The sequence below is a fragment of the Ahrensia marina genome, assembly GCF_001293565.1.
GTDB classification, from domain to species: Bacteria; Pseudomonadota; Alphaproteobacteria; order Rhizobiales; family Rhizobiaceae; genus Ahrensia; species Ahrensia marina.
In genome coordinates, this window is sequence record NZ_JXMU01000001.1 from 49,087 (window position 1) to 67,497 (window position 18,411).

The window sequence follows — 18,411 nt, forward strand, 5'->3', positions numbered from 1 at the left end:
GTTTATGCTTCAAACCGGTTCATAATGACGCGCATAATTTTATTTTTACCGTGCGGTCAAAAAATATAGCGTTGTATATCAAAAACGATTAGCCTTGATTCAACAAATCAGAATGCACGCGAAAAGGGACACCATGTACACCATCCAAAACGCAATCAACGGTGAACTAAAACAATCAAATTCATCGCGCAGCCAGAATATATTTAATCCTGCAACCGGAGAAGCGATTGGCACTTTGCCGCTTTCCAGTCGCGAGGAGCTTGATAGCGCTGTTGCAGCGGCAAAAGCTGCCGCTACCGATTGGGGCAATACGCCGCCGCTCAAGCGTGCAAAATTCATGTTCAAGTTCAAACAGCTTTTGGATGAACATGCCGATGATATTGCGCGGGAAATTTCGCGCGAGCATGGCAAAACCCATGATGATGCGCTCGGTGAAGTTGCCCGCGGTATCGAAGTCGTCGACTTTGCCTGCGGCATGCCTTCAATGCTGAAAGGCGAATTTTCACGCAATGTCGGCCCGAGCATCGACACGATTGCAGATCGCCAGCCGCTTGGCGTTGTTGCCGGTATCACGCCGTTTAACTTCCCTGCCATGGTACCATTATGGATGTATCCGGTAGCAATTGCCTGCGGAAACACCTTCGTTTTGAAACCGTCCGAGCGTGATCCGTCCGCTGTGATGTTTATCTATGAACTGTTTAAAAAAGCAGGCTTTCCGGATGGCGTTTTAAATGTCGTTCATGGCGACAAAGAATGTGTTGATGCGATTTTGGAACATCCGGATATCAAAGCTGTTTCATTTGTCGGCTCGACACCAATTGCCGAATATGTCTATTCAACAGGCACAAAACACGGCAAGCGCGTGCAGGCGCTCGGCGGCGCAAAAAACCATATGGTTGTCATGCCGGACGCCGACATTAAGAAAGCCGCTGATGCTTTGATGGGCGCCGGTTACGGCTCAGCCGGTGAGCGCTGTATGGCGATTTCAGTTGCTGTGCCTGTAGGCGATAAAACAGCCGACGCGCTCGTCGCAGAGTTAAAGCCACGCATTGAAAGCCTTAAAATTGGACCTTCAACTGACTCCGATGCGGATATGGGACCGGTCGTCACCAAAGATGCCCAGCAGCGCATATTGGGCTATATGGACAAAGGCGTTGAAGAAGGCGCAGAACTCGTCGTTGATGGACGCGGCTTCTCTCTGCAAGGCTATGAAGACGGATACTTCGTTGGCGGTGCTTTGTTCGACAAAGTGACAACCGACATGAGCATCTATAAAGATGAGATTTTCGGCCCTGTTCTGTCGGTGGTGCGCGCGCAAAGCTATCATGAGGCTGTCGATATGATTAATGTTCACGAATATGGAAACGGCACGGCAATCTTCACCCGTGATGGCGATACAGCACGCGATTTCTGCGACCGTATCGAAGTTGGCATGGTCGGCGTCAATGTGCCTATTCCGGTGCCTGTGGCCTATCATTCATTCGGCGGCTGGAAGCGCTCGCTCTTTGGTGACCACGATATTTACGGCGCCGAAGGTGTACGGTTCTACACACGTCTTAAAACTATCACTCAGCGCTGGCCTGATGGTATCAAAGACGGTGCGGTTTTCACCTTCCCGAGCTAGGTTGAAGCGAACAATTTTCATGAAAAAACGCGCCATGTGAGTGGCGCGTTTTGCATTTCATGAGTTCTTATTCGGCAGGAAACGACTTCAGATAGGCAATGATGTTGTCCACATCTTCTTGTCTTTTCAAACCGGCAAACGCCATTCGGGTGCCTCTTACAATAGCGCGGGGATTTGCAAGAAACTCCCGCAAGGATGCCTCGTCCCAAATCTTTCCGCTTTCGCCCAGAGCCCTCATAGCTTTTGAATATTTATAGCCCTCAACAAAGGCCGCTTCCCGATCAACAATGCCGAGCAGATGCGGGCCGACCTTGTTTTTTGCCTCATCCACCTTGTGGCAGGCAGCGCACTTTTTAAACACCTTTGCTCCAGCTTCCGCGTCGCCTTCTGCCGCCGAAACTGTTCCCGTCACAAGGCACAGCATGACAACGCTGATAAGCAGCTTTAATCTATACATAATTCGGGCTCCGCAGGTTGCACACACCTATAGGTTCGGTCCAACCAATGTCACTCAAAAACAAGCCGTACAATCAGACCAATGGCCGCACCAAAATGAGCCAAAGCCACTGATTTTTATTCAAGAACAAATGACTGGCGCAAGCTCAAATCAACAATCGATCAGTGCACAGAAACGCCATCAGGTGCTGAAGTGTCTGCACCACCGGAAAGATTTTTCAAAAAGTCTTTGAGCAGTGTGGAAAAGTCATGAGGCTTTTCAATACAAGGCAAATGTCCCGCGCCTGAAATTTCTTCATAGCGGCTGCCCTCAATATACATCGACAATTCGTAGACATGTTCCGGTGTGGTCACAACATCATTGAGACCGACAATACACATTGTCGGCGCGCCAATAACCTTCGCGTCTGCCGTGTAATCCGCATCGCGAATGGCCATACAGGTACTCAAATATCCTTCTTGCGGCTGACGTGACAACATATTGCGGTAACCGGCCACATCGTCACGGTTTTTCTGCCGGTATGCAGATGTAAACCAGCGCAACATCGTGTTTTCAGCCAATTCCACCATGCCTTTTTCTTCGATGGAATCGATGCGCTCCTGCCACATCTCGGGCGTGCCGATTTTTGCCGCTGTATCGCACAACACCAACGCCTGAACGAGGTCCGGTCTTGCCTTGTAAACAGCCTGTGCAATCAGGCCGCCCACCGACAAACCCACCAGAACAACATCCTTTTTGCCAAGATGGTCGAGCAATGCGATCAGATCTTCGGCATGGTCCTCAATTGTATAGGGCGTAACACCAATATTACTCAGACCGTGGCCGCGTTTGTCATATGTCATGACCGAAACTTCACCGACAAAACGAACAATCACGTCACGCCAGATACGGAAATCAGTTCCAAGTGAATTGATAAACACAAGGGTTGGTTTACCTTCCGGCCCACCGATTTCCTGATAGTGCAGCGTCAAATCGTTTACAGTGGCAAATTGCATGATCATCCTTTCAGCGCGGATGCGCTATATTTCGTCTTCTATAAAATTTCAGCCGCCAAACAGAGCCGGAAACTATGCTTTGCCCATATCAAGCAAACCTGCTGTGCCATTTTCGCGAATAAAACCGGCCATGCGGCCATCCGGCGAAAAGAGCACATCAATCACAGGCGAACCATCAGCATCTGCAATGTAGCCAAAACCATCATCCTTGCGGTTAAACAAGGCGACACCCCCAGCGGCATACCCTATTAAAACCTGACGCGAACGGGGCCGTCCGCGCACGGAACGCACAATGCCGACGCCGCCCTCATATATCGCGGCATTCTGGCCTATTGGCCCGTCACTGCCAGTGAATGGCCACATAACGAGAACGTCCGCACCAGCTGTTAGCATGGCGCGGCCATCGGCAGTCCAGTCAAAGGAAACCGGCTTAGCCGGATAGCCGCCCATATTACCATGTTTTTCAGGTGTTGCGATTTTCCAGATATGGAGCGAGTTTTCAAGCATTGCCGTGACGCAGAAACGGCCATCCGTCGAAAAACCAATTGCGATATGTGAACCCTTCCACTCCAGAAACTTGGTTGTTTCGGGCTGGTTGGGCGAGACAAGCAACGCGCCGCCATACACCGCCGCGCCGAGCCATTTGCCGTCCGGCGAAAACGATAATGCACTGACAGAAGAAGGCGCTGTAATTTCAACAGCTTCGTGGCCCTCTTTGGCAAGAAAAATGCTTTTCCCGCAGGACCATGCAACATGCCCGCGCTGTGAACAGGCAACACAATCCACCCATTTGCGGCCATCATGCACAACACTGATTTCGCCGTCTGCGGCGAGCCGCTTTAGCTTTCCATCATCGCCTGCCGTGTAAAGCGCATCGCCCTTGGCATTGGCTGCCATCGCTAAAATTGCGCCATCGTGAAGGTCGAGCTTGTTCGAGCTGCCATCCACCGCACAGAGCCGAACCGCACCGTCACCGCCTGCAACCGCCAGCACAGAGCCGATGAATGCGGCTGCTGTTGCTTGCGCTTCAAATCTGTAATGAAGAACTGCACCTGCAGCGTCGAACGGATCCATTAAGCAGTCACTCTCGTCTTCATAAAGCCGTCTTCGATAATATCGCGCGGCAAATTGCGTCCGATAAACACGATACGGCTATAGCGGTCTTCATCTTTGCGCCATTCGCGCTGGAAATCACCTTCCAGCATCATATGCACGCCCTGCGCGACATAACGGCGATCATCGTCTTTCATATCGAGAATGCCCTTCATACGCAGCATATCAATGCCAAATTCCTGCCCGATCATTTGTATCCAAGGGAAGAATTTTTCCGGGTCGATCTTATCGCGCGTCATAAATGAGAAGCTGGACACATGCTCGTCATGTCGGCTGGCATCGAGGTGACCATGCTCATGGTGGTGGCCATGGTCGTGGTCGTGGTCGTGGTCGTGATCGTGATTACAGTGGCCATGATCATGATCACAATGCGAATGATCGTGGCCGTCATGCTCGTCAAAATCTTTTTTCAGAAAATCCGCATCGTCTTCCAAGATTCGATCAAGGGCAAAAGCGTCTTGGCCAAGCAGATTATCCAGTGGCACATTGCAGCGCTCGGCGCGCTCTATCCGGCAAGTCGGATTGATACGGCGAATACGTGCTTCCACCGCCTGCAATTCCGTATCCGACACAGTATCGGTTTTATTAAGGACAACAATATCGGCAAAAGCGATCTGTTCCTGTGCTTCAGGCGCGCGGTCAATTTCCAATGACAAATGCTTGGCATCAACAACCGTGATAATCGCATCAAGCTTGGTTTTAGCCGCAATATCCTCATCAACGAAAAAAGTTTGCGCGACAGGCCCCGGATCAGCCAAGCCCGTGGTCTCGACAAGAATGCCGTCAAAATCACCGGCGCGTTTCATAAGACCGGCTAGAATACGGATGAGGTCGCCGCGCACCGTGCAGCAAATACAGCCATTATTCATCTCGAAGATTTCTTCATCGGCATCAACGACCAAATCATTGTCGATACCGATCTCGCCAAATTCATTGACAACCACAGCATATTTCTTGCCATGGTTTTCCGTCAAAATACGATTGAGGAGTGTTGTCTTCCCAGCGCCCAGATAGCCGGTCAGAACTGTGACGGGTATTTTTTCGTTCGATGTTGTCATGGCAGCATTCCATTCAAAATTTGAAACCGTGATGTGCGCTTTATCGCTCCAAAATTCAAGCCTGCGGCTTGGCTAATCGGCCTACCCGTGACACAAAGCTTGAAAATAGGATTTGTCATGACACGCAAAATTTGGTGGAGCGATTTTTCGCCGGAGGAATTCTCGAAGCTTGATGCTGATAAAGTCATCGCGATCCTGCCGCTGGCAGCCACCGAGCAGCACGGCCCTCACCTGCCCGCGACAACTGATGCGGACATTATGGATGGCATGTTGACGCGTGTCGAAGAACAGCTTCCATCAAGTATAGACGTCCGTATTTTTCCAGTGATTAGAATTGGGGCCTCCGACGAGCATATTCGTTTCGCTGCAACACAATCCATCTCATCACAGAATATGATCGACATCATTGTCGAGCACGGCAAACAGGCAAAAAATTGCGGCATAAAAAAATTCGTACTCGTCAATTCGCATGGCGGCAATGAGCCGGCCATGGCAATCGCGGCCTTGGAACTGCGCAAGCAATACGACATGCTTGTCGTCAAGACTTCATGGGGGCGCTTTGGTGTACCTGATGGTTTGTATAGTGAAGACGAGTTAAAATACGGCATCCACGGCGGCGATTATGAAACCTCGCTTATGCTTGCCTTCAAGCCGCAAACTGTTGATCTGGAAAAGGCGGAAAATTTTCAATCCCGCACCAAGGCTGCGCGTGAAACGTTCATACATCTTGCGCCCCAAAGCCCGAATGGCTTTGCCTGGCTGGCAGGCGATTTGAACGAAAAAGGTGTGGCAGGCAATGCAACCCTTGCGACCGCGGAAAAAGGAAACGCCACGGCGACGCATCAAGTATCGGGCTTTATTGAATTGCTGGAAGATGTTCGCAAAGCCCATTTGAAAGACTGGATTAAATCCTAGTCCGGCACGCTTTGACCGAAACATAGGAAGATTGGAATTCTCATGAATAACACCATCATTGTCACTGCCGCTCTGAGCTTCGCTACACTCTGCACAATGGCTCAAGCATCCGATCAGGAGGTTGATTGCGACAACGCCGAAACGCAATTCGAGATGAACCATTGTTCAGGCTTGGAGTTTGATGCAGCCGATAAAGCGCTCAACAAGACCTGGTCTAAGATTCGCGCTGCTGTAAAAACGATTGATGAAAACAACAAGGAATACGCACCTTATGAGCCAAGTGCGGCGGACAATCTGTTAAAAGCTCAACGTGCGTGGATCGATTATCGTGACGGTCAATGTGCTGCAGAAGCTGCACAATATGCAGGCGGCACGATCCAGCCGCTCATCCGCAGTACTTGCCTGACAGATATGACAAAAAAACGCACGAAAGAACTACAGGAAATGATTGTCGACCGGTGATTTAACCGTCGTGCGCGGCAAAGGCATAGATCTCGATTTTCTTGTCATCGATAAATTTCGCGCCGATGACTTCCGGAATTCCGATTGTTTCCGTTTCGAGGATGTCCATAAGTATCGCATTGATCTGGATTGCACTGCGCAATTCTTCGATGTTTTCACGCTCTTCGCGCATCGCTGCTTCGATCTTTTCATCGCCGACAACGCGCCGTTCGCCTAGCTTCACAATTTGAACTTCCTCGGGCGCAGTCAGCACGCGAATTTCATTGGCTGTTTCTTTAGAATTTCGGGTAAACTCGGTTAGGTTTTCAGCCGCCACATCGCGGTCAACCATTTTCACGCTCATCTGTTTTCCGACAACAGAGGTTTCAGAAATACCCTGCGACAAAGCCGAAATGGGCATAAGAAAAGCGCACACAAAAATGATCGTTTTTAAATTCATCATAACAGTCCCCGTTTAACGTAGTGCACGTAAAATGCCTTAGTGCGCAGTTCGTTCCTTCACAAAAGTTTACTGCGATGAAAACCAGCGTTGTAAAATAGAATCCAGCAAGCTACCCATTTTTGCATAGCTATTATCTCGCAATGGCATTTGTGCAGCGCAATAAAAGGGCATAAATTCTCCTCAAATCAAGGAGAAGAAAATGTCTTCAAACCCATCCCGTTTTAACCGCATCAGCAATTACTTCCTCGGCGCTGCAGAGAGCTTTGGCCGCGCGCGCTTGGCAAAGGAAGTCGCAAACATGCCTGAGCATCACTTCGCGAGCAAAGGCACAACACGTGACAGTGAATTGCGCAGAATTTTCGATCTCTAATCTGCTGTTGTGATGGTTAATTTACCGGTCCGGCGTTGAACGAAAGTTCGGCGCCGGATTTTTCATTTTAACAGTCCGATATTGCGACTATCTCAAAATGGATGAGGCAATATGGCAAATGGATTTACACAATAGCCTACGCTCAAATGATTGCATCCAACGCAGCAATGCAGTCATTGAGGTATTCAAATGGCCACTTTCTTTGCCGTTTTCATTTTTGCCACCCTATCTCTCACCGCCTTCATTCATATTTATTGGGCTTTAGGCGGCCTTTGGCCGGGCACAGATGAGCAAACACTCTCCAAAACAGTTATCGGCTCCAATGGAATAAACGCCATGCCACCGCGTTGGATTACCGGTTTGGTGTCCATAGGTATTATGGGTGCAGCAATCTGGCCGATTCTCTGGCTCGGCTGGCTGCCACATCCACTGCCAGAGTGGATAGTAACTGCCGGCATGCTCGTTCTCGTAGCAATTTTCATACTGCGCGGTCTTGGCGGTTTCCTGCCGGTCGCACGGCGCATGAATTCTGAGGAACCATTCGCCACCTTAAATTTGCGCTATTTCTCGCCGCTCATAACAATACTGGGCGTAATGATGCTGTATTTGCTGCTTTCAAAATGACCACACCGGCTTATTCAGCCGGTGTCATCGCAATATCGGTTTTGTTCAGCACAAGACGCGTAAGAATGAACGCAAGAACCGCACAAAACGCAATCGCAGCAACCATAGGCAGTGCTGTGTTATCAAAAAACGGCGATGCAATCACAACCATGAGACCACCGGCAACCATTTGCAGCGTACCGCCAAGTGACGAGGCCAATCCGGCCATGTCGCCATGATCATCAAGCGCCATCACCATTGTGGACGGCACCACAAGACCAAGACAGGCATTGGCAAGAAACAGGACGCCTATAATCACAGGCAATGTGCCAAATCCGGCAAGTATCAGACCCAACAATAGAACGGTAAACACCAGAAATCCGGTCGTCGCGGTTGCAACCACCTTTTCCATGCCGAACTTTTCACCAAGGCTGGCGGCAAGCTGTGAACTGCTGAAAAAACCAAGCGCATTGACTGCGAAAGCCAAACTGAACTGCACAGGCGTCAAGCCAAATTCAGCGGTGTAGACAAATGAAGCATTGGCAAGGAAGACAAAGAAGCTGGCCATGCCAAAGCCGCCAATAAATGTGAGCCCCATAAACTTTTTATCGCGCAAAAGAATACCGCAACCACGCATAAGTGATGCAACATTTACCGGCACTTTATTATCTTCAGCCAATGTTTCGGGCAGCGCAAACAAGGTCAGTGACAGGCTGGAAACAGTGAGTATCGCAAGCGCCCAGAACACGCCGCGCCATGAAGCGACCTCCATAATCGCACTGCCAACCAGCGGCGCGAGCATCGGCGACACGCTGATCACCATCATGATCAGAGCCATAAGGCGGGTGGCTTGCGTACCGGTATATTTGTCACGGATAATCGCACGCGGCACAACCATGACCACCGCACCGCCAAGCCCTTGAACAAATCGTCCGGCCAGCAGCCAGCCAATTGTCGGCGCTAGGGCGCAAGCTATTGATCCAATGGCGAAAATAATCAAACCGATAAAAAGAGGTTTCTTACGTCCGACCTGATCCGAATATGGCCCGAAGAACAATTGAGCCACACCAAATGCAATAAAATAAATAATGAGTGACGCTTGAACAGAGCTCACATCGGCATCAAGCCCCTTTTCAATCAAAGGCAATGCAGGCAGGTACATGTCAATTGCCAGCGGACCAACAGTCGACAACAAGCCAAGAATGACGGCAAAACGAAACATATCTTGTATCCAAAAAAAAGACGCGACTCGTGACGCAAAGACTGAACTATATTTCAAAGCCGGTCAGGACAACCTGCAAACCTGATGAAAGCAGAACCTCATGACACAAGGTGACAGGAGCATCGCCTAAAATTCGATAACCTGCCCATCGCGGCCAACATACAGATCGCCGTCAAAGCCGGACGATCTTACTGTTTCAGCCCATGTTTCCTCGGTAATAAGAGGGTCATCGACCGGCACGAGGTGATTAAGCGCAAGAACAGGAACCTGGCAATCTTTCGCCAGCTTGCCGACATCCAAAGCATCAGTATGGCTGGCAAATAAATGTTCCTTCAAACGTGCGCCATTGCCAATGCGCGCTGCAAGGCGTTCGACACCTTCGCTCATCATTGCCTCATGTACCAGCACATCAGCGCCTCTGACAAATTCTTTGAATCGCTCGAACGGTGCTGTATCCCCTGATAATACAATTGATTTTTCACCGTCGGAAAAGCGCAATGCGTAGCTTTCTTCGATCGGCGGGTGACAGTTCAAAATACTGCGCATGGAAAGATCGCCGAGCATCGTCTCGCCTTCTTCGAGCGCGTTGATCGTTACAAGTGAGGCCAAATCCACCCGGCCCTCATCATCGATACGAAGCTCGATATCAAATGCCATCGACGCCAGAAAAGCCTGCCAATAAACATCAAGCCCTTTTGGCCCCCAAATGGTGACAGGTGTTTGGAGACCGGCAGTCCATGCCGTGTGAAGCAACGGGCCTAGCTCAAGATAATGATCAGAATGCAAATGCGTAATGACAATCGTGTTTAGCGATTTTAATGAGTGGCCAGCGTTCACGATGCCGCGCGTAACCCCTAATCCGCAATCAACAACGATGGAGCGCCCTGCCATCTCCAGTAAACACGAGGTTGGCAAACGAAGGTTCTCGGTTGGATATATTGCAGGGCCGCCTTTTGTGCCCAATAGTGTCACACGTGCCATTATCGTACTGTCAGGGTGCGGGATACCGCATCCTTCCACCCTGCCAATTTACGTGTACGATCGGCTTCTTTCATTTTTGGCTTGAAGCGTTGATCACGTTTCCACGTTTTTGCAAAACCCTTTTGTGTCGGCCATATCCCTGCTTGAGAACCGGCAAGCCAGGCAACGCCCAGCGCTGTCGTTTCAAGCACCATCGGGCGGTCAACCGGCGCATTCAACAAATCCGACAGGCGCTGCATTGTCCAGTCAGACATTGCCATTCCGCCGTCGACACGCAACGTTGTCTTGGCATCCTTGGCGCCTTTCCAGTCTTTCTGCATCGCATTCAAAAGATCGGCAGTCTGATAACAGACAGCTTCCAGCGTCGCTTTTGATATTTCTTTAGCAGTCGTCGCACGGGTCAGACCAAACATGGCACCACGCGCATCTGCGTCCCAGTGCGGCGCGCCAAGTCCCACAAAGGCCGGCACAAGATAAACTTCTTGCTCGGGATCGGCATCGGCGGCAAGTTTCCCGCTGGCATTGGCTTCATCGATGATCTGCAAGCCATCACGCAGCCATTGCACTGACGCGCCGGCCATAAAGATGGACCCTTCAAGCGCATAGGTTGTTTTGCCATCGAGACGGTAAGCAATTGTCGTTAGCAACCGGTTCTTGGAGGTCACCGCATCTTCGCCTGTATTAAGCAGCGCAAAACAACCTGTGCCGTAAGTGGATTTTACCATACCCGGCTCAAAACAGGCTTGTCCGATTGTGGCCGCCTGCTGATCACCCGCAACACCATAAATCGGAATATCAGCGCCCAGAATGTCAGCATGCGCTGTACCAAAATCAGCTTTACAATCCAGCACTTCCGGCAAAATTGCTGCGGGAATGTTTAGAATTTCAAGAAGCTGGGAATCCCACTTATGCGTGCGGATATTAAACATCATCGTGCGCGCTGCATTGGTCGCATCCGTTACATGACGATCACCGCCCGTCAGCCGCCAGATCAGAAAGCTGTCAATCGTTCCAAACAGAACAGAACCGTTCTCGGCTTTCTTGCGCAACCCGCGCACATTATCCAGCATCCAGGCCACTTTTGTGGCCGAGAAATAAGGATCAAGCAGCAGGCCGGTTTTCTTCGTGAATGTTTGCTCATGCCCTGCCTTCTGCAATTCTTCACACATATCGGCAGTTCTGCGGTCCTGCCACACAATCGCTTTATGAACAGGTTTACCAGTCTTTTTGTCCCACATCGCAACGGTTTCACGCTGGTTGGTAATACCGATGGCAGCAATATCCGAGGCGTCAATCTTCGCGTTCTTCATGGCGGTATGGCAAACTTCGACGACACCCTCCCAGATGTCTTCGAGATCGTGCTCGACCCAGCCGGACTTTGGAAAATGTTGCGTAAATTCTTTCTGGCCGACACCAGCAATGCTTTGATCTTTATTGAAAACAATTGCGCGCGACGATGTCGTGCCCTGATCAATGGCTAGAATATATTCACCCATACTTTTCTCCCCGACTACAAACAACGCAACAATATGGGCCCATATCTAACAAGCGAATTTATTGTCCCGTTAAAAACGGCCTTTTGAATCTGCATTAACAATCATGCGTACATACAAACGCGATGCAATGCTACAAGTCAGAAAATAAATCGTTTGAATTTTTGTGGGAAAAACCGTCAATGTTGGCGGTTTGCTTCCGGTTTTTCATCAACCATTGCAAGCAAGGTGATAACGGCCGCACTCGGTTTGGCCAGATCATCGACCGAATATTTGTCCAAAACAGCCATAAAGGCATCCATGGCTTCGCGTAATGCAGATGTTAAACGGCAATTATCTATGAGCGGACAGTTTGCATCCTCACGCTGGAAACATTCGGCAATCGTGAAATTATCCTCAGTAAGGCGCGCAATTTCGCCCAACTTGATCTCTGAAGCCGGACGCGCAAGACGAATGCCGCCATTACGGCCGCGCACAGTCTCAACGATACCGGCTGTCACAAGCGGCTGCAGAATCTTGAACAAAAAAGGCTCGGACGCACCATAAGTGCGACTGATGTCAGCAATCCGGCTCAACCGGCCGCCGCCTGCTGCGCAAAACATTAATATGCGAAAAGCGTAATCTGTCTGTTTCGTAAGCTTCATATAAATGCCCTCCGACCTTTAGATAGCAACCCGTTCGTTATGTTTCCAGAAAAACTTACTTCTTTCGTCAAGTTTTCTTGTGCGCCTCATTGACAGGCAAATACGTCAACAATAAAACATGACGAAATAAATCAACTTAACGGGAAAAGGAACAAATATGACTTTGGCAAAAGCCGCAATGGTTGCACTTGCTGCTGCAACTGCACTTACAGGCACAGTCTCTATGGCGATGGCTGATGGCGAACTGAACCTATATTCATCACGCCACTATGATACCGACGAGAAGCTCTACAGCGACTTCGAAGAACAGACTGGCATCAAGATCAACCGTATTGAAGGCAATGCCGACGAGCTGATCGAACGCCTTAAAAGCGAAGGCGCAAACAGCCCTGCCGATGTTCTTTTGACTGTTGATGCGGGCCGTATCTGGCGTGCAGAGTCAGCTGATCTTTTGGCACCTGTCGAAAGCGAAGAGTTGGAAAACAAAATTCCGGCAGCGCTTCAACACCCTGACAATAAGTGGTTTGGTTTTTCAACACGCGCACGCATGGTTTTCTACTCGAAAGACCGCGTTTCAGAGCCGCCGCAGACTTATGCTGACTTGGCTGACCCGAAATATAAAGGCCAGATTTGCGCACGCTCATCTTCCAACATCTACATGTTGTCTCTTTTGGCTTCACAGATTGCCCACAATGGCGAAGAAGCAGCAACTGAATTTGCACAGGGCCTAAAAGACAATCTGGCACGTGACCCTCAAGGCGGCGACACAGACCAGTTGCGTGGTATCGTATCAGGCGAATGTGACATTGCCGTCGCTAACTCCTACTACTTTGCCCGCGCAATCCGCACTGACGTGGAAAATCTCTCCGCTGATATCGATCAGATCGGTTGGGTTTTCCCTGATCAGGACGGCAACGGCACACATGTTAACGTTTCTGCAGCTGGCCTTTTGAAAAATGCGCCTAACAAGGAAAATGCAGTTAAGTTCTTGGAATATCTCGCATCTGATTCTGCACAGCAGTATTTTGCAGCGGGCAATGACGAGTTCCCGGTTGTTGAAGGTGCAGAGCGTTCCGCTTCAGTTACCGAACTAGGTGAATTTAAAGCTGACGAGCTAAACCTGTCCAAACTTGGTGAGAACCAAGCCAAAGCACAGGAAATCTACAACGCTGTTGGTTACAAATAAGCTCGCTAAAATCGAAGGTTGTATCCTTCGGTTGAGCTAGATTTATCAGCCCGCGACTTCGGTTGCGGGCTTTTTGTTTGCCTTGCCGACAATCGGCAATGAAATCTCGCTATGATGGCGCGGGCGTGAGCCTGCAATTGTGAAGCACAAGATGATCACCGGCAGCAGACCGAATGCAACAATGATAAGTGAAGGCACCGCCGCCTGCGCCAGACGTTCATCCGATGCCAGCCGATAAGCCTGCACAGCAAGTGTATCAAAGTTAAAAGGCCGCAAAATAAGCGTCGCAGGTAATTCCTTCATTGTATCAACAAAAACAATAAGCAAGCCTGTCAGCAAGCTGGCCCGCATAAGCGGCAAATGCACTTTTAAAAACATGCGCATACCGTTCGCACCAAGCGAGCGTGACACGGCATCAACATTTGGTTTGATGGCACTCATTCCAGTATCAAATGCAGAGAGCGCCGCTGCCATAAAACGTACCGCATAGGCGAAAATCAGGATGATAATCGAGCCTGAAAGCAACAACCCGCTGGAAACATCGAAATTCTCACGCAAATATGCGTCAAGCGCGTTGTCGAATGCAGCCATCGGCACAAGCAAACCGACCGCAATCACGCCGCCCGGAATGGCATATCCAAGCCCTGCCAGCATCTTTGCTTTTTCAGCCCGGCGACTTGGATAAAGCCGCGCCCAGTAACCAACCAGAACGGCACCCAAAACCGTAAACACGGCTGCAATGGACGAAACGATGAGCGAATTTGAAATGAAGTGGACATAGCGGGATGTAAACGGGTTTTGTCCTGATTCCACAGCCATCTGAGCTAGCACAATGACCGGAATAAGGAACCCGAAAAGTATCGGCGTCAAACAAATAAGAAAAGCTACGCCGGAGCGCCAACCGTTCAACTTGTGAGGCGCCATGGCCTCAACACGTTTGCCTGCCTCATGATGTTTGGCTGCGCCGCGTTGAGCCTTTTCCAGAAAAACCAGGAACAAAGCCACGAGCAAAAGACAAAAAGCCAATTGCGCCGCTGCAGCACGGTCTCCCATTGAAAACCACGCTTGGTAAATACCGGTCGCAAAAGTTTGCACACCGAAATGGGCAACCGTACCAAAATCAGCCACTGTCTCCATCAAAACCAGAATAACGCCGCCGGCAATCGCAGGACGCGCGACAGGCAGACTGACACGCAAAAATGCCGACCACGGTTTATGTCCGAGCGTTCGCGCCGCGAAATAGGCTGTTGGTGACTGGCGTAAAAACGCGGCACGCGCCAGCAAATACACATACGGATACAATACAAAGATCAGCATTAATGCCGCGCCGCCCAATGACCGTACTTCCGGAAACCAATAATCGCGCGGCCCCCATCCGGTTACGTCACGCAGTAGACTTTGTACCGCACCGGGATGATCGAGCAAATCCGTATAGGCATAAGCAAGAACATAGGCAGGGAACGCCAGCGGCAATGCCAGCAGAAATTCAAACAAACGGCGGCCGGGAAATTGGCAAGTTGTCACCAGCCAAGCCGTCGCTGTGCCAATAACTGCCGAGCCAATACCAACGAAAAAAATCAGTTGCGCTGTCGCCCATATGAAACGGGGCATGACAGTGGTAGCCAACCCTGTCCATGTATCAAAAGTGCCGGTGAAAGCAGAAATCGCAACCGCAACGATTGGCACCAGACAAAGTCCAGCAAAAAGGCCTACAGCGGCTTTAAATGAATAACGGCCCAACTCATTACCAACTTAAATTGAAATTACGGCTCATGCTAAATTAAGTGGAGTAAATGAAACATATTTTAGCGTCAACCGACCATCAGCTTGCAACAAGGTCGCACCAAACGATGTTTTACCACCTATTCGCCAGCTCTAGTAAACCGATATAATGTATGTTGCGTAAGCGTCTCGTCCGGCATCAATACGACTTCGGGAAAGGCTGTATGGTTTATCGCATCCGGCCAGATCTGCGTTTCAAGACAAATACCGGCACCTTGTTTATAGGTAAGACTATCAAGACCGGCATCAGAGACAGACAGGCTACCGCTTCCATAAACATGCACGCCCGGCTCTGTCGTAAGTACATCCATTTCCACGCCCGAAGAAGGCGCAACCAGCCGCGCAACTTCTGTCAATGAACGGCGCGTATCGGCAAGACAGAAATTGTGGTCATAATTTTTGAAATCGCCAATGGGACGCAGCCCTCTAAAATCAAACAGAGTATGACTGACGTCAGCGATTTCGCCGGTCGGTGCATTTGTATCATCCGAAACAAGATAGCGCTCTGCATCTACCCGCAAACGGTGCAGATTAATGTCATTTAACCCACCATCTTCAAGGTTGAAATAATTATGATTGACCAAGTTGCATAGTGTCGGCTGGTCCGACTGCGCGACCAGCTCGATGCTTAGTGCATTATCATCGGTCAGCTTATAGATGCACTGCGCGGTAAGGTTACCGGGATAGCCTTGATCTCCGTCCGCACTAACAATTTCGAGCGTGACTGAACTGTCGCTCACATCAACAATGTCCCAGCACCGGCTAAAAAAACCGTCAGGACCGCCATGCAGATGATGCACATCACCCTCGCCCCTCGCCAAATTATATTCGACACCGGCGATCTGACATTTACCGTTTGAGACCCGGTTTGCACAGCGGCCAACAATTGCGCCAAAGAAAGTGCGATTGTTTTCATACGCTGAAAGCGTATCAAAACCGAGAACCAGAGGTGCGTCATGTCCTTGCAGGCGCAAATCCTGCACGGCAGCACCATAGGTGATTATTGAAGCGGTTAGAGCTCCATTACGCAGTTTAATCCTTTTGACTGGAGAACCTTTTTTAGTGGTTCCCCAATCTTCAATATTCGCCGCTTCAAGCATTACATGCCCAAACCGCCAACAGCGACATATTTAACATCGAGATAGTCATCAATGCCCTGGTGTCCGCCTTCTTTGCCAAGGCCGGATTGTTTGACCCCGCCAAACGGTGCTTCCGGCGTTGCAATCACGCCCTCATTGATGCCCACAAGACCATATTTCAAATCTTCCATCATACGCCAAGAACGGCCGAGATTTTGCGTATAAACATAGGCGGCGAGACCAAAAACCGTATCATTGGCCATCGCAACGGCTTCTTCTTCTTTTTCAAATTTGAACACAGGCGCAACGGGACCAAAAATCTCTTCTTTGGAGAATCGCATTTCCTGTGTCGCATCGACAATCACCGTTGGCTGGAAAAATGTCTGTCCGCATTCGTGGCGACCGCCGCCAACAGTTACCTTTGCGCCCCTTTGAACGGCATCACCAACCAGCTCTTCCACTTTAGCGATAGCCGCCTCATTGATGAGCGGCCCCTGCACCACACCGTCCTCATTGCCTTCGCCAACTTTCATGGATGCGGTTGCTTCGGTCAGCTTTTTAACAAAGCTATCGTAAATTCCGGCTTGAACGTAAAAGCGGTTTGTACAAACACATGTCTGGCCCGCATTTCTAAATTTCGCGGCAATAGCGCCTGCAATCGCAGTATCAATATCGGCATCATCAAACACAATAAATGGTGCGTTGCCGCCAAGTTCCATCGAGACTTTTTTTACGGTATCAGCAGATTGCGCGAGCAGAATTTTGCCAACGCGTGTCGAGCCGGTAAAACTGATTTTACGTACCTCTTCGCTTTCACACAGCGCTTTACCGATAGAGGGGGCGTCGCCTGTCAGAATATTGACAACACCGGCAGGAACCCCTGCCTTTTCCGCAATCAGCCCCCATGCAATCCCCGAATATGGCGTGAACTCGGAAGGCTTTATAATGATCGTACAACCGGCAGCCAGCGCCGGTCCAAGCTTGCGCGGAATCATTGATGACGGGAAGTTCCAGGGTGTAATCGCGGCAACCACGCCCACCGGCTCTTTCATCACCATCAAACGGCGTGTGGGAATCGGGCTTGGAACAAGGTCGCCATAAACGCGGCGCCCTTCCTCTGCAAACCAGCGCAAGTACGCAGCCGAACCGCCGACTTCAGCGCGGGCTTCGGCAATTGGTTTACCCTGCTCCATGGTTAGCAATTGCGCCAGTTCTTCCTGATTTTCCAGAACCAGATCATGCATTTTCAATAGAATATTGGCGCGCTCAAGCGCTGTGGTTTTGCGCCATGATTTGAATGCTTCTGCCGCCGCGCTGATCGCACGTTCGGTTTCTGCCGTAGAGCAGTCCGGTACATTGCCAATGGCTGCGCCGGTCGCGGGGTTATCAACGGTAATGGTCTTTCCGCTGTCGGCAGCAATCCAAACGCCATTGATATAGTTTTCTTCGCGTAGGAACTGGTTACCATTGGTAGACATCGTATTTTCTCCCGCCAGATACGGCATTTTACAGATTATTTTATTTGCATCCTTGTAAGGCAATCATTAGATGCGTCAATGAGCTTTGGAATGATCAGCCATAATGTCGTCTAGAGCCTTTTACTTGCCAACGAAACCGTTTAGATACGCGGCAACAAGAATTAAAGTAAGCGCGCGGAAATCATTCGTAGTGCACAAAGTTAGAAGGAATACACCGTGGCAGACACGTTTAACAAAGTGGCAGACATCATTGCCGACACCAGCGAAATTGATCGTGAAACGATTACGCCGGAAAGCCACACAATTGATGATCTCGGCATCGACAGCCTTGATTTCCTCGATATCGTTTTCGCCATCGACAAAGAGTTTGGTATCAAAATCCCGCTTGAGCAGTGGACGCAGGACGTCAATGACGGCAAAGTTCCTACTGAAGAATATTTCGTTCTCAAAAACCTTTGCGCCAAAATCAACGAACTCGTTGAAGCAAAGTCTGCTTGATCACAATAA

The 18,411-nt window shown here is 49.9% G+C and carries 19 protein-coding genes; 7 read left to right on the forward strand and 12 right to left on the reverse strand.

The genetic code is table 11. The features are described from left to right. Positions 1–133 precede the first annotated feature (133 nt). A complete protein-coding gene (locus SU32_RS00220) occupies positions 134–1,624 on the forward strand; it encodes a CoA-acylating methylmalonate-semialdehyde dehydrogenase (RefSeq protein ID WP_053997308.1) in 1,491 nt (496 codons plus the stop codon). A 67-nt stretch (positions 1,625–1,691) separates the two neighbouring features. Here SU32_RS00220 and SU32_RS00225 read toward each other — a convergent pair whose 3' ends face one another. From SU32_RS00225 to SU32_RS00240, 4 genes are all read right to left on the reverse strand, one after another. After that, positions 1,692–2,081, reverse strand: a complete 390-nt coding sequence (locus SU32_RS00225) for a c-type cytochrome (RefSeq protein WP_053997309.1) — start codon at positions 2,079–2,081, stop codon at positions 1,692–1,694. A gap of 161 nt (positions 2,082–2,242) precedes the next feature. Beyond that, complete coding sequence (gene pcaD, locus SU32_RS00230; RefSeq protein ID WP_053997544.1) at positions 2,243–3,076, reverse strand: 3-oxoadipate enol-lactonase; 834 nt, start codon at positions 3,074–3,076, stop codon at positions 2,243–2,245. Positions 3,077–3,148: 72 nt separating this feature from the next. Then, positions 3,149–4,150 carry a WD40 repeat domain-containing protein gene (locus SU32_RS00235; protein WP_053997310.1) on the reverse strand — a complete coding sequence of 334 codons (1,002 nt, stop codon included), beginning with the start codon at positions 4,148–4,150 and terminating at the stop codon, positions 3,149–3,151. Further along, positions 4,150–5,247 carry a CobW family GTP-binding protein gene (locus tag SU32_RS00240; protein ID WP_053997311.1) on the reverse strand — a complete coding sequence of 366 codons (1,098 nt, stop codon included), beginning with the start codon at positions 5,245–5,247 and terminating at the stop codon, positions 4,150–4,152. The genes SU32_RS00235 and SU32_RS00240 overlap by 1 nt, the downstream gene beginning before the upstream one ends. A gap of 117 nt (positions 5,248–5,364) precedes the next feature. Between SU32_RS00240 and SU32_RS00245 the strand changes: the two genes are divergently transcribed. Both SU32_RS00245 and SU32_RS00250 read left to right on the forward strand, forming a co-directional pair. Beyond that, entirely contained in the window at positions 5,365–6,162 is a 798-nt protein-coding gene (locus SU32_RS00245) for a creatininase family protein (protein WP_053997312.1), read from the forward strand. 42 nt (positions 6,163–6,204) lie between these two features. Next, entirely contained in the window at positions 6,205–6,624 is a 420-nt protein-coding gene (locus SU32_RS00250) for a lysozyme inhibitor LprI family protein (protein ID WP_053997313.1), read from the forward strand. 1 nt (position 6,625) lies between these two features. On the opposite strand, the gene SU32_RS00255 is transcribed toward SU32_RS00250, so the two are convergent. Further along, on the reverse strand, positions 6,626–7,066 hold the full coding sequence (locus SU32_RS00255; RefSeq protein ID WP_053997314.1) for a hypothetical protein: 441 nt from the start codon (positions 7,064–7,066) through the stop codon (positions 6,626–6,628). Between the two features lie 199 nt (positions 7,067–7,265). Here SU32_RS00255 and SU32_RS17305 point away from each other — a divergent pair, with 199 nt between their 5' ends. Together SU32_RS17305 and SU32_RS00260 are read left to right on the forward strand one after the other, a co-directional pair. Next, complete coding sequence (locus SU32_RS17305) at positions 7,266–7,436, forward strand: hypothetical protein (protein ID WP_160316275.1); 171 nt, start codon at positions 7,266–7,268, stop codon at positions 7,434–7,436. A gap of 189 nt (positions 7,437–7,625) precedes the next feature. Continuing rightward, positions 7,626–8,060: a DUF3995 domain-containing protein gene (locus tag SU32_RS00260; RefSeq protein ID WP_053997315.1), complete on the forward strand. Its 435-nt coding sequence runs from the start codon at positions 7,626–7,628 to the stop codon at positions 8,058–8,060. A 10-nt stretch (positions 8,061–8,070) separates the two neighbouring features. Here SU32_RS00260 and SU32_RS00265 read toward each other — a convergent pair whose 3' ends face one another. From SU32_RS00265 to rirA, 4 genes are all read right to left on the reverse strand, one after another. Next, complete coding sequence (locus SU32_RS00265) at positions 8,071–9,261, reverse strand: multidrug effflux MFS transporter (protein ID WP_053997316.1); 1,191 nt, start codon at positions 9,259–9,261, stop codon at positions 8,071–8,073. Positions 9,262–9,387: 126 nt separating this feature from the next. Continuing rightward, complete coding sequence (locus SU32_RS00270) at positions 9,388–10,242, reverse strand: MBL fold metallo-hydrolase (protein WP_053997317.1); 855 nt, start codon at positions 10,240–10,242, stop codon at positions 9,388–9,390. Then, positions 10,242–11,738 carry a glycerol kinase GlpK gene (gene glpK, locus SU32_RS00275; RefSeq protein ID WP_053997318.1) on the reverse strand — a complete coding sequence of 499 codons (1,497 nt, stop codon included), beginning with the start codon at positions 11,736–11,738 and terminating at the stop codon, positions 10,242–10,244. The genes SU32_RS00270 and glpK overlap by 1 nt, the downstream gene beginning before the upstream one ends. A 176-nt stretch (positions 11,739–11,914) precedes the next feature. Beyond that, positions 11,915–12,379, reverse strand: coding sequence for an iron-responsive transcriptional regulator RirA (gene rirA / locus SU32_RS00280; protein ID WP_053997319.1), 465 nt, complete (start codon positions 12,377–12,379; stop codon positions 11,915–11,917). A 157-nt stretch (positions 12,380–12,536) separates the two neighbouring features. On the opposite strand from rirA, the gene SU32_RS00285 reads away from it, so the two are divergent. Beyond that, positions 12,537–13,565 carry a Fe(3+) ABC transporter substrate-binding protein gene (locus SU32_RS00285; protein ID WP_053997320.1) on the forward strand — a complete coding sequence of 343 codons (1,029 nt, stop codon included), beginning with the start codon at positions 12,537–12,539 and terminating at the stop codon, positions 13,563–13,565. A gap of 45 nt (positions 13,566–13,610) precedes the next feature. Here SU32_RS00285 and SU32_RS00290 read toward each other — a convergent pair whose 3' ends face one another. The 3 genes from SU32_RS00290 to SU32_RS00300 all read right to left on the reverse strand — a co-directional run bounded on the left by SU32_RS00290 (position 13,611) and on the right by SU32_RS00300 (position 17,904). Beyond that, complete coding sequence (locus tag SU32_RS00290) at positions 13,611–15,305, reverse strand: ABC transporter permease (protein ID WP_053997321.1); 1,695 nt, start codon at positions 15,303–15,305, stop codon at positions 13,611–13,613. Positions 15,306–15,427: 122 nt separating this feature from the next. Continuing rightward, the gene (locus tag SU32_RS00295; protein WP_053997322.1) at positions 15,428–16,447 is read right to left on the reverse strand and encodes an aldose epimerase family protein; all 1,020 of its coding nucleotides are present in this window, start codon (positions 16,445–16,447) and stop codon (positions 15,428–15,430) included. Beyond that, complete coding sequence (locus tag SU32_RS00300) at positions 16,447–17,904, reverse strand: NAD-dependent succinate-semialdehyde dehydrogenase (protein ID WP_053997323.1); 1,458 nt, start codon at positions 17,902–17,904, stop codon at positions 16,447–16,449. Before SU32_RS00300 ends, SU32_RS00295 begins: the two co-directional genes overlap by 1 nt. A gap of 216 nt (positions 17,905–18,120) precedes the next feature. On the opposite strand from SU32_RS00300, the gene SU32_RS00305 reads away from it, so the two are divergent. After that, the gene (locus SU32_RS00305) at positions 18,121–18,402 is read left to right on the forward strand and encodes an acyl carrier protein (RefSeq protein WP_053997324.1); all 282 of its coding nucleotides are present in this window, start codon (positions 18,121–18,123) and stop codon (positions 18,400–18,402) included. The last annotated feature ends 9 nt before the right edge of the window (positions 18,403–18,411 follow it).

Excerpts from the sequence above, each read along its gene's own strand:
- SU32_RS00220 (WP_053997308.1), top strand. The coding sequence starts at position 134 with ATGTACACCATCCAAAACGCAATCAACGGTGAACTAAAACAATCAAAT.
- SU32_RS00225 (WP_053997309.1), bottom strand. The coding sequence starts at position 2,081 with ATGTATAGATTAAAGCTGCTTATCAGCGTTGTCATGCTGTGCCTTGTG.
- pcaD (WP_053997544.1), bottom strand. The coding sequence starts at position 3,076 with ATGCAATTTGCCACTGTAAACGATTTGACGCTGCACTATCAGGAAATC.
- SU32_RS00235 (WP_053997310.1), bottom strand. The coding sequence starts at position 4,150 with ATGGATCCGTTCGACGCTGCAGGTGCAGTTCTTCATTACAGATTTGAA.
- SU32_RS00240 (WP_053997311.1), bottom strand. The coding sequence starts at position 5,247 with ATGACAACATCGAACGAAAAAATACCCGTCACAGTTCTGACCGGCTAT.
- SU32_RS00245 (WP_053997312.1), top strand. The coding sequence starts at position 5,365 with ATGACACGCAAAATTTGGTGGAGCGATTTTTCGCCGGAGGAATTCTCG.
- SU32_RS00250 (WP_053997313.1), top strand. The coding sequence starts at position 6,205 with ATGAATAACACCATCATTGTCACTGCCGCTCTGAGCTTCGCTACACTC.
- SU32_RS00255 (WP_053997314.1), bottom strand. The coding sequence starts at position 7,066 with ATGATGAATTTAAAAACGATCATTTTTGTGTGCGCTTTTCTTATGCCC.
- SU32_RS17305 (WP_160316275.1), top strand. The coding sequence starts at position 7,266 with ATGTCTTCAAACCCATCCCGTTTTAACCGCATCAGCAATTACTTCCTC.
- SU32_RS00260 (WP_053997315.1), top strand. The coding sequence starts at position 7,626 with ATGGCCACTTTCTTTGCCGTTTTCATTTTTGCCACCCTATCTCTCACC.
- SU32_RS00265 (WP_053997316.1), bottom strand. The coding sequence starts at position 9,261 with ATGTTTCGTTTTGCCGTCATTCTTGGCTTGTTGTCGACTGTTGGTCCG.
- SU32_RS00270 (WP_053997317.1), bottom strand. The coding sequence starts at position 10,242 with ATGGCACGTGTGACACTATTGGGCACAAAAGGCGGCCCTGCAATATAT.
- glpK (WP_053997318.1), bottom strand. The coding sequence starts at position 11,738 with ATGGGTGAATATATTCTAGCCATTGATCAGGGCACGACATCGTCGCGC.
- rirA (WP_053997319.1), bottom strand. The coding sequence starts at position 12,379 with ATGAAGCTTACGAAACAGACAGATTACGCTTTTCGCATATTAATGTTT.
- SU32_RS00285 (WP_053997320.1), top strand. The coding sequence starts at position 12,537 with ATGACTTTGGCAAAAGCCGCAATGGTTGCACTTGCTGCTGCAACTGCA.
- SU32_RS00295 (WP_053997322.1), bottom strand. The coding sequence starts at position 16,447 with ATGCTTGAAGCGGCGAATATTGAAGATTGGGGAACCACTAAAAAAGGT.
- SU32_RS00300 (WP_053997323.1), bottom strand. The coding sequence starts at position 17,904 with ATGTCTACCAATGGTAACCAGTTCCTACGCGAAGAAAACTATATCAAT.